General features: G+C 37.1%; 12 protein-coding genes. 10 read left to right on the plus strand and 2 right to left on the minus strand.

Features of this window, described 5'->3' with window-relative positions:
• The first annotated feature begins 85 nt into the window (after window positions 1–85).
• The 6 genes from B5440_RS09570 to guaB all read left to right on the plus strand — a co-directional run bounded on the left by B5440_RS09570 (window position 86) and on the right by guaB (window position 8,872).
• Window positions 86–949 (plus strand): hydroxymethylglutaryl-CoA lyase, encoded by an 864-nt coding sequence (locus tag B5440_RS09570; RefSeq protein ID WP_070053403.1) that lies wholly within the window; start codon window positions 86–88, stop codon window positions 947–949.
• Between the two features lie 129 nt (window positions 950–1,078).
• On the plus strand, window positions 1,079–2,281 hold the full coding sequence (locus tag B5440_RS09575; RefSeq protein WP_070053402.1) for a DUF4856 domain-containing protein: 1,203 nt from the start codon (window positions 1,079–1,081) through the stop codon (window positions 2,279–2,281).
• A gap of 57 nt (window positions 2,282–2,338) precedes the next feature.
• Window positions 2,339–3,457 carry an imelysin family protein gene (locus tag B5440_RS09580; protein ID WP_070053401.1) on the plus strand — a complete coding sequence of 373 codons (1,119 nt, stop codon included), beginning with the start codon at window positions 2,339–2,341 and terminating at the stop codon, window positions 3,455–3,457.
• Between the two features lie 7 nt (window positions 3,458–3,464).
• Entirely contained in the window at window positions 3,465–4,829 is a 1,365-nt protein-coding gene (locus tag B5440_RS09585; protein ID WP_070053444.1) for an HTTM domain-containing protein, read from the plus strand.
• Window positions 4,810–7,242: a TonB-dependent receptor gene (locus B5440_RS09590; protein WP_070053400.1), complete on the plus strand. Its 2,433-nt coding sequence runs from the start codon at window positions 4,810–4,812 to the stop codon at window positions 7,240–7,242. The genes B5440_RS09585 and B5440_RS09590 overlap by 20 nt, the downstream gene beginning before the upstream one ends.
• A gap of 157 nt (window positions 7,243–7,399) precedes the next feature.
• Window positions 7,400–8,872, plus strand: coding sequence for an IMP dehydrogenase (guaB, locus tag B5440_RS09595; RefSeq protein WP_070053399.1), 1,473 nt, complete (start codon window positions 7,400–7,402; stop codon window positions 8,870–8,872).
• Between the two features lie 100 nt (window positions 8,873–8,972).
• On the opposite strand, the gene B5440_RS09600 is transcribed toward guaB, so the two are convergent.
• Together B5440_RS09600 and B5440_RS09605 are read right to left on the minus strand one after the other, a co-directional pair.
• The gene (locus B5440_RS09600; protein ID WP_070053398.1) at window positions 8,973–9,497 is read right to left on the minus strand and encodes an OmpH/Skp family outer membrane protein; all 525 of its coding nucleotides are present in this window, start codon (window positions 9,495–9,497) and stop codon (window positions 8,973–8,975) included.
• 61 nt (window positions 9,498–9,558) lie between these two features.
• Window positions 9,559–10,014 carry an SRPBCC family protein gene (locus B5440_RS09605; RefSeq protein WP_070053397.1) on the minus strand — a complete coding sequence of 152 codons (456 nt, stop codon included), beginning with the start codon at window positions 10,012–10,014 and terminating at the stop codon, window positions 9,559–9,561.
• 206 nt (window positions 10,015–10,220) lie between these two features.
• On the opposite strand from B5440_RS09605, the gene B5440_RS09610 reads away from it, so the two are divergent.
• The 4 genes from B5440_RS09610 to B5440_RS09625 are packed head-to-tail and all read left to right on the plus strand — an operon-like array spanning window position 10,221 to window position 13,782.
• On the plus strand, window positions 10,221–11,087 hold the full coding sequence (locus tag B5440_RS09610) for a peptidyl-prolyl cis-trans isomerase (RefSeq protein ID WP_234996375.1): 867 nt from the start codon (window positions 10,221–10,223) through the stop codon (window positions 11,085–11,087).
• Window positions 11,050–12,507, plus strand: coding sequence for a peptidylprolyl isomerase (locus B5440_RS09615; RefSeq protein WP_070053396.1), 1,458 nt, complete (start codon window positions 11,050–11,052; stop codon window positions 12,505–12,507). Before B5440_RS09610 ends, B5440_RS09615 begins: the two co-directional genes overlap by 38 nt.
• Window positions 12,508–12,517: 10 nt before the next feature.
• Window positions 12,518–13,471 carry an AAA family ATPase gene (locus B5440_RS09620; RefSeq protein ID WP_070053395.1) on the plus strand — a complete coding sequence of 318 codons (954 nt, stop codon included), beginning with the start codon at window positions 12,518–12,520 and terminating at the stop codon, window positions 13,469–13,471.
• A complete protein-coding gene (locus B5440_RS09625) occupies window positions 13,471–13,782 on the plus strand; it encodes a PLDc N-terminal domain-containing protein (protein WP_070053394.1) in 312 nt (103 codons plus the stop codon). The genes B5440_RS09620 and B5440_RS09625 overlap by 1 nt, the downstream gene beginning before the upstream one ends.
• Window positions 13,783–13,789 lie beyond the last annotated feature (7 nt).

Here is a 13,789-nt window from a genome sequence, read left to right on the forward strand (position 1 = left end):
CGCTGTTTTAAATGCTATCAATTTAATAAAATGAATTATTTTGCATTGGTTTTTAAATATTCCTTAAAATACTATCTTTGGAGATATGGATAAAATCAAGCTTATTGAGTGTCCGCGAGACGCGATGCAGGGAATAAAAACCTTTATTCCTACGGAAAAAAAAGTACAGTATATTCAGTCTTTGCTCCGTTGCGGATTTGATACCATAGATTTTGGAAGCTTTGTTTCTCCTAAAGCGATTCCGCAAATGGCTGATACTGCTGAGGTTTTATCCAAATTAGATCTGTCTACTACAAAAAGCAAGCTGCTGGCTATCGTTGCGAATACCCGTGGGGCGCAAGATGCCTCGGTACATCCCGAAATTGATTATTTGGGTTATCCTTTTTCTATTTCTGAAAATTTCCAAATGCGTAATACGCATAAGACCATAGCCGAATCTGTTGAGATTTTAAGTGAAATCCTTGAGATCGCTGAAAGCTCGAATAAAAAAGTGGTGGCTTATCTCTCTATGGGGTTTGGCAATCCTTATGGCGATCCCTGGGATGTGGAAATTGTAGGGGAGTGGACTGAAAAGTTATCGGCAATGGGTGTGAAAATTCTTTCTTTATCTGATACCATTGGAACTTCTTCTCCGGATATTATTGAGTATTTATTTTCAAATTTGATTCCTAAATATCCTGAAATTGAATTTGGAGCACATCTTCATACCACACCTGCAAAATGGCACGAGAAAATTGATGCGGCTTACAAAGCCGGTTGCAGAAGATTTGATGGAGCAATCCAGGGATTTGGGGGTTGTCCAATGGCTAAAGATGAGCTTACCGGTAATATGCCTTCAGAAAAAATGCTCTCTTACTTCAACTCTAAAAAGGCAGATTCCAATATTAAAATGACCAGTTTTGAGTCTGCCTTCAATGAAGCTTCTAAAATTTTCAACGTCTACCATTAATAGTGTTTATTTTAATTTTAAAGACTATTAGAAAAAGTTATTTAAAATTAATCTAAATAAACTTGCCCTAAAGAAAATGGGTTTTTATATTTGCTGCTCAATAATTTTAATCAGTCTAAATAAAGCAATATGAAAAAGCTGTTTTTCTCAGCAATCTTAGGCGGGCTTACGCTTGCCTCTTGTTCATCTGATGATGATGTTACACCAGAAAATACGGAATTAGAAATTCCTGCAACCTACAATTTTGAGCGAGAAGGTGCTTCTACAGTAAGCTATTCGGGGCAAACTACGAGACTTCAAATGACTTCTGAAATTCTCTCTAAGTTTACCGACTTTGAAAATGGAAGTGAAGATCTTTTGCTTAATATGTTTGCAAATGAAAATGCTCCTTTTGAAAATGCACGCCTTAACGAATCTTCTAAAAGTGTAAAATCTAAAGTAGCTGCTTCTAAATTGTATTTCTCAGCAAATACGGTTGAAAGTGCAGAAATAAAAAGTGATTTCGATTCATATATTACAGAGCAGTTTACTGCGGTAAAAAACAATAGGAATGAGTTGGCTGAAGCTGGAATGGCGGGCCAGATTGCTCAGGGTACAAGTGTTAGATATATAAATGCAAAAGGGTTGGAAATGAACCAGGCCTTTGCAAAAGGTTTAATCGGTGGCTTGTTGGCCGATCAAATCTTGAATAACTACCTTTCTCAGGCAGTTTTGGATGAAGCTGATAATCGTGCGAACAATGATGCCGGTTTAGTTGAAGAAGGAAAAGCTTATACTACCATGGAACACAAATGGGACGAAGCTTATGGATATCTTTATGGAGATCCTTCTATCCCGGCAGAAGATCCTAACTCAGTTTTAAACGATAATAATGATGCGCTATTATTTAAATATATGGGTAGCGTAGATGGTGATAGTGATTTTGAAGGTATTGCAGAAGAAACTTTTGAGGCCTTTAAAACCGGTAGAGCCGCAATCGTTGCGGGAGATTATCAAACCCGTGATGAGCAGGTGAAAATTATTCGCGAGAATATTTCAACCCTTATCGCTGTTAGGGCGATATATTACCTGCAGGCCGGTAAAAATCAATTGGCAGATGGCCAGAATGGAGCTGCTTTTCATTCCCTGTCTGAAGGTTACGGTTTTATTTATAGTCTTAAGTTTACTCATAACCCAGAGACTGGCGCACCGTATATTTCTGCTGGAAATGTAGAGGGTTATTTAGAACAGTTAATGAATGGAAACGGTTTTTGGGAGGTAACTCCAGAAACCCTGGATAGTATCTCTGAAGAGATTGCTGCTCCTTTTGATTTTACTGTAGCAGATGTTTAATTAAGAAAATTAGCCGGAGTAAGACCTTGTCTGCTCCGGTTTTTAATATTTATAGCTATGATTAAGATTTCAAAATTTTTATTGATTGCAACTTTATTATTTGCTGTTGCCTGTAGTACAGAAGATGGTGGCGATAATGGAGGTGATTCTAATGGCGGCGATAATTTTGACAGAGGTGAAATGCTGGCAAATTGGGCAGATAATATTATTGTGCCTTCTTTTGTAGCTTTCCTGGAAGAAAGTCAGAAATTGGAAGATATCGCAAAAGCTTTTGCTGAAAATCCCGGAACTACCGAGCTAAATGTTCTTAAAGCGCAATACAAAGTAGCTTATCAGGAATTTCAAACCGTTGAAATGTTCCAGATAGGAAAAGCTGAAGAATTGAATTATCGCAGCTTTCTTAATACCTATCCTACAAAAACAGAAAATATTGAATCTAAAATAGCTTCCGGAAGTTATAATCTTGAGCTACCATCAAATTTTGCAGAACAAGGATTTCCGGCTTTGGATTATTTACTGTATTCCTATGGATCAACAGAAGAAACCCTGGAAGTGTTCAATGCAAATCCAGAGTATATTAATTATATCATAGCAGTTGCCGAAAGGATAAATGCTTTAACTACTGAAGTTACAGCTTCCTGGGAGGGTGATTATAGAGATACTTTTGTAAATAACACGAGCTCTTCTAGCACAGGATCTGTAGACCGATTTACCAATGATTATGTAATGTATTTTGAGAAGATCCTAAGGTCTGGGAAGATCGGCTATCCGGCCGGTGCTTTTACCGGTTCTCCTTCCCCAACAAATGTAGAGGCTCTTTATGCCGGTGATATTTCCAAAAACCTGTATTTACAAGCTTTAAATAGTTTTGAAGATTTCTATTACGGCGTTAAAATTAATGGAGGCGAAAATGGTCCCAGTTACTATCAGTATTTAAAATATATGGAAGACGGGACAAGTTCAGAAAGTATAACTGCTTCTATAGCTGATCAATTTTCAGCAATAAGAGCTCAAAGTTCAGAATTGGATAGCAACCTTAAATCGCAAGTAGAATCAGATAATTCTAAGATGTTAGCTGCTTTTGATGAACTTCAAAAAGAAGTGGTGCTGTTGAAAGTAGATATGATGCAGGCACTTTCTATTAGCGTAGATTATGTAGATTCTGACGGAGATTAAATAGTTGATGCAACTTTCTCTGAGCAAATATCTAAAAAAGACTACGGAAGCCGCCCCTTTGGCGGTTTTTCGTTTGTTTTTTGGTATTATGATGTTTGCCAGTATAGTTAGATTCTGGCTAAACGGCTGGATCGAAAAATTATATATCGCCCCAAAATTCTTCTTTTCTTATTATGGATTTGAATGGGTGAAACCCCTGGGAGATTTCACTTATTTGCTTTTTATTCTTTGTGGTATTGCAGCTTTAATGGTGGCTGCTGGCTATAAATACCGCTTGGCTATCATTTTATTTTTCCTCAGTTTCACGTATATCGAACTGATGGATAAAACCACTTATCTAAATCATTACTACTTCATCAGTATCCTTAGTTTTCTGATGATATTTTTACCGGCAAATGCCTATTTTTCTATAGATGCCTGGCGAAATCCTGCCAGGGCCTTTCAAAAGATACCGCAATGGTGTATAGATGCAATAAAACTATTGCTGGGAATTGTGTATTTCTATGCGGGACTTGCAAAAATTAATTCCGATTGGCTTTTCAGAGCTATGCCTTTAAAAATATGGCTGCCTTCAAAATATGATCTTCCTTTACTGGGAGATCTAATGCAGCAGGAATGGGTGCATTATGCATTTAGCTGGAGCGGTATGCTTTATGATCTCTTTATCCCTTTTCTATTGCTATGGAAAAGAACCCGCTTTGTTGCTTTTTTGATGGTGATTGTTTTCCATTTGCTTACACGTGTGCTTTTCCCAATAGGGATGTTTCCATTTATTATGATCGTTAGCGCATTGATCTTTTTTAGTCCGCAGGTTCACCATAAAATATTGAATTTTGTATCGAAATGGTTCAGCATATCAAAACAAAGATTTGATAATTTAAAAATCTATCAATTTTCAGGAATAAAGAAAAAAGTTAGTATTGGAGTGCTTTCGGTCTTTTTTATTATTCAGCTTTTATTTCCGTGGAGGTATTTATTATACCCCGGAGAATTATTCTGGACTGAAGAAGGTTTTAGATTTTCCTGGAGGGTAATGCTTATGGAAAAAGCCGGCTACGCGCAGTTTAAAGTGGTAAATGCAGAGACCGGAAATCGGTTTTATGTAGATAATTCAGATTTTCTTACTCCCTTTCAAGAGAAACAAATGTCTTTTCAGCCAGATTTTATTCTTCAATATGCTCGTTTTTTAGCCGATCATTTTGAAAAGGACGGTCCCGAAAACATAGAGGTCTATGTAGATAGTTATGTGGCTCTCAATGGAAGAAAGAGCACTCCTTATATAGACCCGGAAGTTAATTTGCTTAATTTCGCGGACTCTTTTAAACATAAAACATTCATTTTACCATTTGAAGATGAAATTAAAGGTCTTTAGTATATTATTCTTTTTGGGATCATTCGTTTACGCCCAGCATACGTTTAGCGGAAAGGTGATTTCCGCAGAAACCGGGGAGCCCATTCCCAATGCTGAAGTTTGGAATAAAACGGAATCTGAAGTAACTGTAGCCAATGAAAATGGTGATTTTGAATTTACAGATATTAGCTCAGGCACTTATGATTTTGCTGTTTTTAGTTACGAATATGCTATCCTGGAAAAGCAAATAACTATAAATGGAGATCTTGAAATGGAATTTAGCCTTTCGCCTTTAGCCGAAAGTTTAAGCGAAGTGATGATCACTAATAGGAGGGAACAGCTTTTCGCTTTACGAAAACTTAGAAAGGTAGAGGGAACTGCGATCTACGCAGGGAAAAAAAGTGAGGTGGTGGTAATGGATAAGGTCTCCGGGAATCTCGCTGCAAATAATGCCAGGGAAATTTACAGCCAGGTGGTTGGTTTAAATATTTACGATAATGGTGATGCTGGGCTTCAATTAAATATTGGTGGTCGTGGTCTTGATCCTAACCGAACTCAGAATTTTAATACCCGCCAGAACGGTTATGATATCTCTGCAGATGTACTTGGATACCCGGAAAGTTATTATACACCACCACCGGAAGCACTGAGAGAAATCCAGGTGGTTCGTGGCGCTGCATCGCTGCAATATGGAACACAGTTTGGCGGACTCATTAATTTTAAATTTAAAGAACCTCCTCACGATAAGAAATTGGAGTTGGTTTCCAGGCAATCGCTTGGTTCTTATAATCTTTTTACCAGTTTTAATAGTTTGGCAGGCACTATTGGGAAATTCAGCTACTATACCTATTATAATTATAAATCGGGAGAAGGATTTAGGCCAAATTCAGAGTATGATTCTAATAACTTCTTTTCTCATCTTGCCTGGGATTTTAACGATAGAACCAAGCTTAGTTTTGAATATACTTATTTAGATTATCTGGCTCAGCAACCCGGTGGTCTTACCGATGCACAGTTTTATGAAAACCCAGATTATAGCAATAGGGAAAGAAACTGGTTTGACGTAAACTGGAATTTATATGCATTAAAATTTGAGCACAGTTTTTCTGATAAAACAGATTTTAGCCTGAATGTATTTGGTTTAGATGCTTCCCGAAAAGCTGTTGGTTTTAGAGAGAATAGAGTTTCACAGCCAGACGATCTTTCTGCACCACGGGAATTATTGGTAGACGATTTTTCTAACTGGGGAGCAGAGGCGAGGTTGCTAACAAGGTATAATTTATTTGATGAAGAATCGGTTTTACTGGTTGGAAGTAAATATTACGATGCTAACAATTTTCAGAAACAAGGTCCCGGAACTACTTCAGCCAGGCCGGAATTTACATTTACTAACGACCAATTCCCGAATTACCCAAGGCAATCAGAATACAATTTCCCAAATAAAAACCTGGCGTTCTTTGGAGAGAACATTTTTAATCTCACCAATAAACTTTCTATTACTCCGGGCTTTAGAATAGAATATATTAATACGCAGGCAAACGGTTCTTACAAAGAAATAATTCTTGATCTGGCCGATAATCCTTTAATTAACGAAACCAGGGAAGAGGAAAAAGATCTGGAAAGGAGTTTTGCTTTATTAGGTGTTGGAGCCAGTTACAACCTGGATGCTTCGAATGAGTTATACGGGAATTTTTCTCAGAATTATAGGTCGGTTACCTTTAGTGATATTAGGATAGTAAATCCCAGTTTTGTGGTAGATCCAAATATTTCAGAAGAAAGAGGTTTTACTTCAGACTTTGGAATTAGAGGAAGGTTGAAGAATTATTTGTCTTATGACGCCAGTATTTTCGGTTTATGGTATCAGGATAGAATTGGAGAAGTACTGGGGGTTGAAGATGGTTTTATAGTAAGAAAACGCGGAAATATTGGAGATGCATTTATCTATGGTGTAGAGACTTTTGCCGATTGGAATATTCGCAATACCTTTTTTGAACAAGCTGAAAATTATCGATTGAATCTTTTTGTAAACACGGCTTTTACAAATTCTGAATATACTGCTTCTGGAGAAACTAATGTGGAAGGGAACCAGGTGGAATTTATCCCTTATGTGAACCTTAAAACAGGTTTGAATTTTGGATATTCTAATTTTCTAGCCGGTTTTCAGTATACCCACCTATCAAAACAGTACACAGATGCTACGAATGCCCCGCAGGATATTAATGATAATCAACGTGGAATAGAAGGAAGTATCCCGGCTTACGGTATTTTAGATTTTTCGGCTTCCTATAGTTTTGGGAAGTTTAAATTGGAAACCGGGGTTAATAATCTTTTAGATAATTCATATTTCACGAGGAGGGCTACAGGTTATCCAGGTCCAGGGATTATTCCGGCGCAACCAATTAGCTGGTATTCAAGTCTTCAGTTTAAGTTTTAAAGATTTTTTTCGGCTTAATTTATTTTAAACCCGGTCATAAGGCTGGATCACAAAAGCGATAATAAATTGAATGAAATTAGATGAGAGTTAAACCCGGAAAACTCCTCTATTTCAGTTTTTAACCGTATATTTGCACGCAATTAAATCTTTAATTGCTATGATCGCACACGAATCCAAAATCTTAGGAGAAGGCCTTACCTACGACGACGTATTGCTTGTTCCTGCTTATTCTGAAGTACTACCCCGAGAAGTAAGCATTCGCACAAAATTCACTAAAAATATTTCAATAAACGTTCCTATTGTTTCGGCAGCTATGGATACGGTAACCGAATCCAGGATGGCTATTGCTATGGCGCGTGAAGGTGGAATTGGTGTTTTGCATAAGAATATGACTGCTGAACAACAAGCGCTTAAAGTGCGAAAAGTGAAGAGAGCAGAAAGCGGAATGATTATAGATCCCGTGACCTTGCCGATCACAGCTAATGTGAGCGATGCAAAAGCGAGTATGCGCGAGCATAGTATCGGCGGAATTCCTATTGTAGATGAAGACGGAAAATTGTTGGGAATTGTAACGAACAGGGATTTGCGTTTCGAGAAAAATCTTAAACGTCCAATTGCTGAGGTTATGACTTCAGAAAATTTGGTAACTGTTGCAGAGGGAACTTCCCTGGATCAGGCAGAAGATATTTTACAGGAATATAAGATTGAAAAACTTCCCGTAGTTAACGATAATTATAAATTAGTTGGACTTATTACTTTTAGGGATATTACCAAACTTACGCTAAAGCCTAATGCGAATAAAGATAGCTTCGGAAGGCTTCGCGTAGCAGCCGCCGTTGGTGTAACTGCTGATGCTGTAGACCGTGCTGAAGCTTTGGTAAATGCAGGTGTAGATGCAATAATTATTGACACGGCACACGGACATACCAGGGGAGTGGTGACCGTTTTAAAAGATATTAAATCTAAATTCCCAGATTTGCAGGTGGTAGTAGGAAATATAGCTACTGCAGAGGCTGCAAAATACTTAGTTGAAGCCGGGGCAGACGCGGTTAAAGTAGGAATTGGACCAGGTTCTATTTGTACTACCAGGGTAGTTGCGGGGGTTGGATTTCCACAATTCTCAGCTGTGCTTGAAGTAGCCGCAGCGCTAAAAGGTAGTGGCGTTCCCGTTATTGCTGACGGTGGAATTCGTTATACAGGAGATATTCCAAAAGCATTAGCCGCAGGAGCCGATTGTGTGATGTTAGGTTCATTACTTGCAGGAACTAAAGAATCTCCGGGTGAAACCATTATTTACGAAGGAAGAAAGTTCAAATCCTATCGTGGAATGGGGTCTGTAGAGGCGATGCAAAAAGGCTCTAAAGATCGTTATTTCCAGGATGTAGAAGATGATATTAAGAAATTGGTACCTGAAGGTATTGTTGGACGTGTTCCATATAAAGGCGAACTTGAAGAAAGTATTCACCAGTTTGTTGGCGGTCTAAAAGCCGGAATGGGTTACTGTGGAGCTAAAGATGTAGAAACCTTAAAGGAGACTGCAAAATTCGTGAAAATTACCTCTTCGGGAATTAGTGAAGGGCATCCGCATGATGTTACCATTACTAATGAATCACCTAATTACAGCAGGTAGACGTATTGTCTTATAAATTGAAAAGCCCTCTCAAATTTTATAATCTGAGAGGGCTTTTATAATACATCATCCTGAATTTATTTCAGGATCTAATTTCTTGCTATTCTTCTTCAGCTGCAACAGGAATTTCAATTCCCATTTTATTCATTACTTTTTCGGTAATATCATATTCTTCTGCAGAGAAAGCAATGCTATTTCCGCCGGCGTGTAGAATTTGAGTAAATCCTTCTTCGTCTATTACAGCTCGCATTGCAGCGTCAATTTTTTTGTAAAGTGGATTAGTAAGCTCATTTCTGCGCATTTGCATCATTAACTGGGCTCTTTGTCTAAACTGCTTGATCTGGTTCTCAAGTTCAATAATTTTAGACTCACTTTCCTGGCGGGCTTCTGCAGCAAGGCTTTCGGCATTAGCCTGGTAAGTTTTTACCAGGGTATCGTATTGCTTAACATTGGCCTGGAAATCTTGTTGTAGCTCCTTATCGTAGGTTTCTAAACCTTTATTTACAGCTTCCATTTCGGGCATTTGCGAAAGAATGTAATCGGTGTCTATAGTTCCTACTTTAGTTTGTGCGCTTGCAAAAATGCTAAAAGTTAAAAAGGCAATTAATAAACTGCTTCGTATCATAATTAAATTGTTTTTAGCAAATATAATAGCAGCTTTTAATTATTCATATTAAAACTTAAAACTATTTCTTGTTTAAAACACTTTGGTCGTTTTCTACAAAATTTTTAAAATCTTTCATATACTGGTAAGATTGTTTTCTAAAGGCGCCCGGCATAAAGAGGCCCATTAATTTCATAAAGCCACTAAACCTAAATTCGTTGTGAGAAATCCAAAGTGTATGCCCTTCTGGAGTTTCCTCAAAAAAGTTTTCCTGAATATTGTAAACGCCTTTTGCTGAATAATTTGCGTGAAACTGCGTTGGAAGATCGTTTTTAATAATTTTTTCTTCCATTTCAATATCCCGCTTTCCCATTTTATATTTCAGCATATTCTTTGAGCCTTCTTCTCCTAAATTTCCACTAATAGGTTCCATAGAAATAAACCCGCGTTGCCAATGTTTCATATTATCTGGATTGCTAAATTTCTCAACAACTTCTGTACGTGGCTTTATTATCTTAATTTCAGTAGTATATTTCATATCAATCGATTTTTAAAGAATTCAAAAAAATACTTTTTAAAATTCATTTAAAGATACTTAAGATAAAACAATTATAATTTTTAACTGGCTGTAATCGTTTAAACATAAGCTTGTGGAACCTAAATGAATTCTTATTTTTGCTTACTGGCAAATTACAGGCGTTTAGTCATTTGAAAATGGTATGTAAATTGCTATCTCAATAACTGATGATTTTGAAGATATCAACTGTTTTTATATGTTTTTTGCTGGCCGGTTTTATGCTTGCGGGTTGCTCTTATCTTGAAAAAGAAGAAGATCGTACAGTTATAGTAAGGGTTAACGATGCTTATTTGTATGAAGAGGATATTAACGCGCTAATAAACGAAAATACTTCCCCGGAAGATAGCGCTATTATTGTTTCTAATTATATAAACCGCTGGGCCACGCAACAATTACTTATAGACAGGGCGCAATTGAATCTTCCCGAAAGTCAACAAAAAGAGTTTAGAGATCTCATAGAAAATTATAAAAATGAGCTTTATACAAGTGCTTACAAAGACGCGGTAGTAAGCAGGCAGTTAGATAGTACGGTGCCAGTGGAGGAGATGGAAGCTTATTTTGAAGAAAATAAGGGCAATTTTAAGCTTACCGAAGATCTATTGAAATTAAGGTATGTAAGCCTGGCCGAAAATAACACCAATATAAATGAAATAAAATCTTACCTAACCAGCTTTGATGAGGAGGATATTGAAGAGCTAGACAAAATTTCTCTTCAGTTTAAAAATTATTCTTTTAATGATTCGGTTTGGGTTAAGTTAAAAACGGTTTACGATAAAATCCCTGCTTTAACTTTAGATCATAGGGATAAACTCTTAAACAAATCTAATTTTCTTCAGGTAGAAGATTCATTAGGTGTATATTTGATCTATGTAAAAGATGTGTTGGAACGAGGGCAGGATGCTCCTTTTGAATATGCCGAACCAACCATAGAAAAGATTTTGCTCAACAAGCAAAAATTAAATTTGATAAAGGAACTTGAAAAAGATATTACAAAAGATGCAATTAAAAATGAACAATTTGAAATCTATAATTAATACTACCGGCTTTCTTTTAGCCATTTTACTTGGGTTTAGCGGTTACTCTCAAGATGTGATCGTGACTGATAGTACTTCTATCCAGCCTGAGGATGAGATCGCAAAAAATACCGTTACCGAAAAAAATAACTCAGAACGTAGAAAAGTAGATGGAATTGCGGCTGTAATTGGTGATTATATTATTCTTGACAGCGATGTAGATATGATGTACAAGGATATGCAGAGCCAGGGAATGTCTACCGCTGATGTTACCGATTGCCAGCTTGCCGGTTCTTTAATGGAAAACAAACTTTATGCGCACCACGCTATTCAGGATAGTATTATTATTATGGATGCTGAGGTGAACAATTATATAGATCAGCAAATTTCTGAAATGGTTCGCCAGGTAGGTTCAATGGAAAAAGTACTTGAATTCTACAACAAAGAAAATGAAGCTGAATTTAGAAGCGAATTGTTCAAACTTAATAAAGAGCGCCAGTTAGCCAGCCGTATGCAACAACGCATTATTGAAACGGTAGAAATTACTCCCGAAGAAGTGAGAGCATATTATGAAAGTATTCCTGAGGATGAGCGCCCGGTTTTTGGAGAAGAAATTGAACTTTCTCAAATTGTTATAAAGCCTGAAATTCCAGAAAGTGAAAAAGAAAAAGTGATAGAGCGTCTAAATGAATTTAGAGCCGATGTTCTGGATAACGACGCAAGTTTTGCTACTAAGGCTGTTTTGTATTCACAAGATCCTGTAAGTGCCAGGGATGGTGGTAGAATTTCGCTTTCCAGAAAAGATAATTTTGTAAAAGAATTTAAAGATGTTGCCTTTAGTCTTCAGGAAGGAGAGGTAAGTAAACCTTTTGAAACTGAATTTGGATACCACATTATTCAGGTAGATAGAATTAGAGGTCAAAATGTAGATTTAAGACATATCTTGCTTATTCCAGATGTAACAAATGCCTCTGTTGAAGAAGCTAAAGCAAAAATTGACAGTATTAGAAAGAGGGTAAACGAAGGCGTTTTGGATTTTGCCGAAGCTGCTCGTGAGTTTTCTGATGAAGAAGAAACCAGGGCAGACGGTGGGAAACTAATTAACCCAAGAACAGGGGACACTCGTTTTGAGTTATCTAAAATAGACCCTAAGTTATATGATGAGGTAGGAGAGTTACAGGAAGGAGAACTTTCGCTAAGATTGCGTGACCAGGATAGAACCGGGCGCCCATATTTTAAGCTGATAAAAGTAAACGATAGAATTTCTGAGCACGAAGCCAATTATGCTACAGATTTTTCTAAAATAAAAGAGCTGGCACTACGCGACAAGCAGCTGGAAGCTATTGAAGAATGGCAAAAAGAAAAAATTGGTGATACTTATATTAAAGTGAACGGTAAGTTTAAAGATTGTGAGTATAGTAGTAACTGGTTAAAAAATTAGTAATTTATCAATGTCAGATGTTGCTCTTGTAGAAAAACTGGTAGTTAAACACCAGGATTTAAAAAAAGAAATTGCTAAAATTATTATAGGGCAGGATATGGTTGTAGACCAAATCCTGCTTTCTGTTTTTTCAGGAGGACATTCTTTGCTTGTGGGGGTTCCCGGTTTAGCAAAAACATTGATGGTAAACACTATTTCTCAAGCCTTAGGACTTGATTTTAAAAGAATTCAATTCACGCCAGATCTTATGCCAAGTGATATTCTTGGTGCAGAGATACTGGACGAAAACAGGAATTTTAAATTTATAAAAGGTCCGGTTTTTTCAAATATAGTTCTGGCCGATGAAATTAACCGAACTCCTCCCAAAACACAGGCTGCTTTACTGGAAGCTATGCAGGAAAGATCTGTAACTGTTGCCGGGCATAATTACCGTCTAGCCAATCCTTATTTTGTGTTGGCCACTCAAAACCCAATAGAACAGGAGGGAACCTATCCATTGCCTGAAGCGCAATTAGACCGGTTTATGTTTTCTATTTTACTGGAATATCCAAGTTTTCAGGAAGAAGTAGACGTGGTAAAAAGCACAACTTCAGATAAAACCCAGAAGATTAATGCTTTATTTTCTGCGGAAGAGATCGTAGAAATTCAGCAATTAATTCGTAGAATTCCTGTTGCCGATAATGTGGTGGAATACGCGGTAAAACTGGTAGGAAAAACCAGGCCGGATGCTGCCGAAGCACCGCAATTTGTAAAAAACTATCTGGATTGGGGTGCAGGGCCAAGAGCGTCTCAAAATCTTATCCTTGCCGCAAAATCTCACGCAGCGGTTAACGGAAAATTCTCCCCAGATATTGAAGATGTGCAAGCCGTTGCTATTGGAATTTTACGCCATAGAATTATTAAAAACTACAAAGCTGAAGCCGAAGGAATTTCCGAAGAAAAAATAATTCGAGACCTATTTTAATGATGCATACCTTTATTAAATACAGGGTTTTAGTTAGCGTGATTTTCTATATTTTGTGGGGAAGCGATTTTGTTGCTAATGTTCTTGATTTAAATAAAGAAACAACTAGTTTTATTAACTGGACAACAGTAGTCATACTTTTTATATTCTGGTTATTCATACTTATTGATATGATCAAGCAGAATTTAAAAGATAAAACATTCTGGATTCTTTCTATGTTTTTTGTGCCCTTCTTCGCGCCGGTGGTTTATTTATTCCGAAGAAACAAGTTGCTTCATCTTCAAAATAATATGTTTAGGAAGGCTAAATAATCTTCTG

Source organism: Salegentibacter salarius (assembly GCF_900168265.1).
Taxonomy (GTDB): domain Bacteria; phylum Bacteroidota; class Bacteroidia; order Flavobacteriales; family Flavobacteriaceae; genus Salegentibacter; species Salegentibacter salarius.

Bases quoted from the DNA above. Each gene is read 5' to 3' on its own strand.
- B5440_RS09590 (WP_070053400.1), top strand. From the start codon at position 4,810: ATGAAATTAAAGGTCTTTAGTATATTATTCTTTTTGGGATCATTCGTT.
- B5440_RS09615 (WP_070053396.1), top strand. From the start codon at position 11,050: ATGCAATTAAAAATGAACAATTTGAAATCTATAATTAATACTACCGGC.
- B5440_RS09610 (WP_234996375.1), top strand. From the start codon at position 10,221: ATGATTTTGAAGATATCAACTGTTTTTATATGTTTTTTGCTGGCCGGT.
- B5440_RS09600 (WP_070053398.1), bottom strand. From the start codon at position 9,497: ATGATACGAAGCAGTTTATTAATTGCCTTTTTAACTTTTAGCATTTTT.
- B5440_RS09620 (WP_070053395.1), top strand. From the start codon at position 12,518: ATGTCAGATGTTGCTCTTGTAGAAAAACTGGTAGTTAAACACCAGGAT.
- B5440_RS09605 (WP_070053397.1), bottom strand. From the start codon at position 10,014: ATGAAATATACTACTGAAATTAAGATAATAAAGCCACGTACAGAAGTT.
- B5440_RS09580 (WP_070053401.1), top strand. From the start codon at position 2,339: ATGATTAAGATTTCAAAATTTTTATTGATTGCAACTTTATTATTTGCT.
- B5440_RS09575 (WP_070053402.1), top strand. From the start codon at position 1,079: ATGAAAAAGCTGTTTTTCTCAGCAATCTTAGGCGGGCTTACGCTTGCC.
- B5440_RS09570 (WP_070053403.1), top strand. From the start codon at position 86: ATGGATAAAATCAAGCTTATTGAGTGTCCGCGAGACGCGATGCAGGGA.
- B5440_RS09585 (WP_070053444.1), top strand. From the start codon at position 3,465: ATGCAACTTTCTCTGAGCAAATATCTAAAAAAGACTACGGAAGCCGCC.
- guaB (WP_070053399.1), top strand. From the start codon at position 7,400: ATGATCGCACACGAATCCAAAATCTTAGGAGAAGGCCTTACCTACGAC.
- B5440_RS09625 (WP_070053394.1), top strand. From the start codon at position 13,471: ATGATGCATACCTTTATTAAATACAGGGTTTTAGTTAGCGTGATTTTC.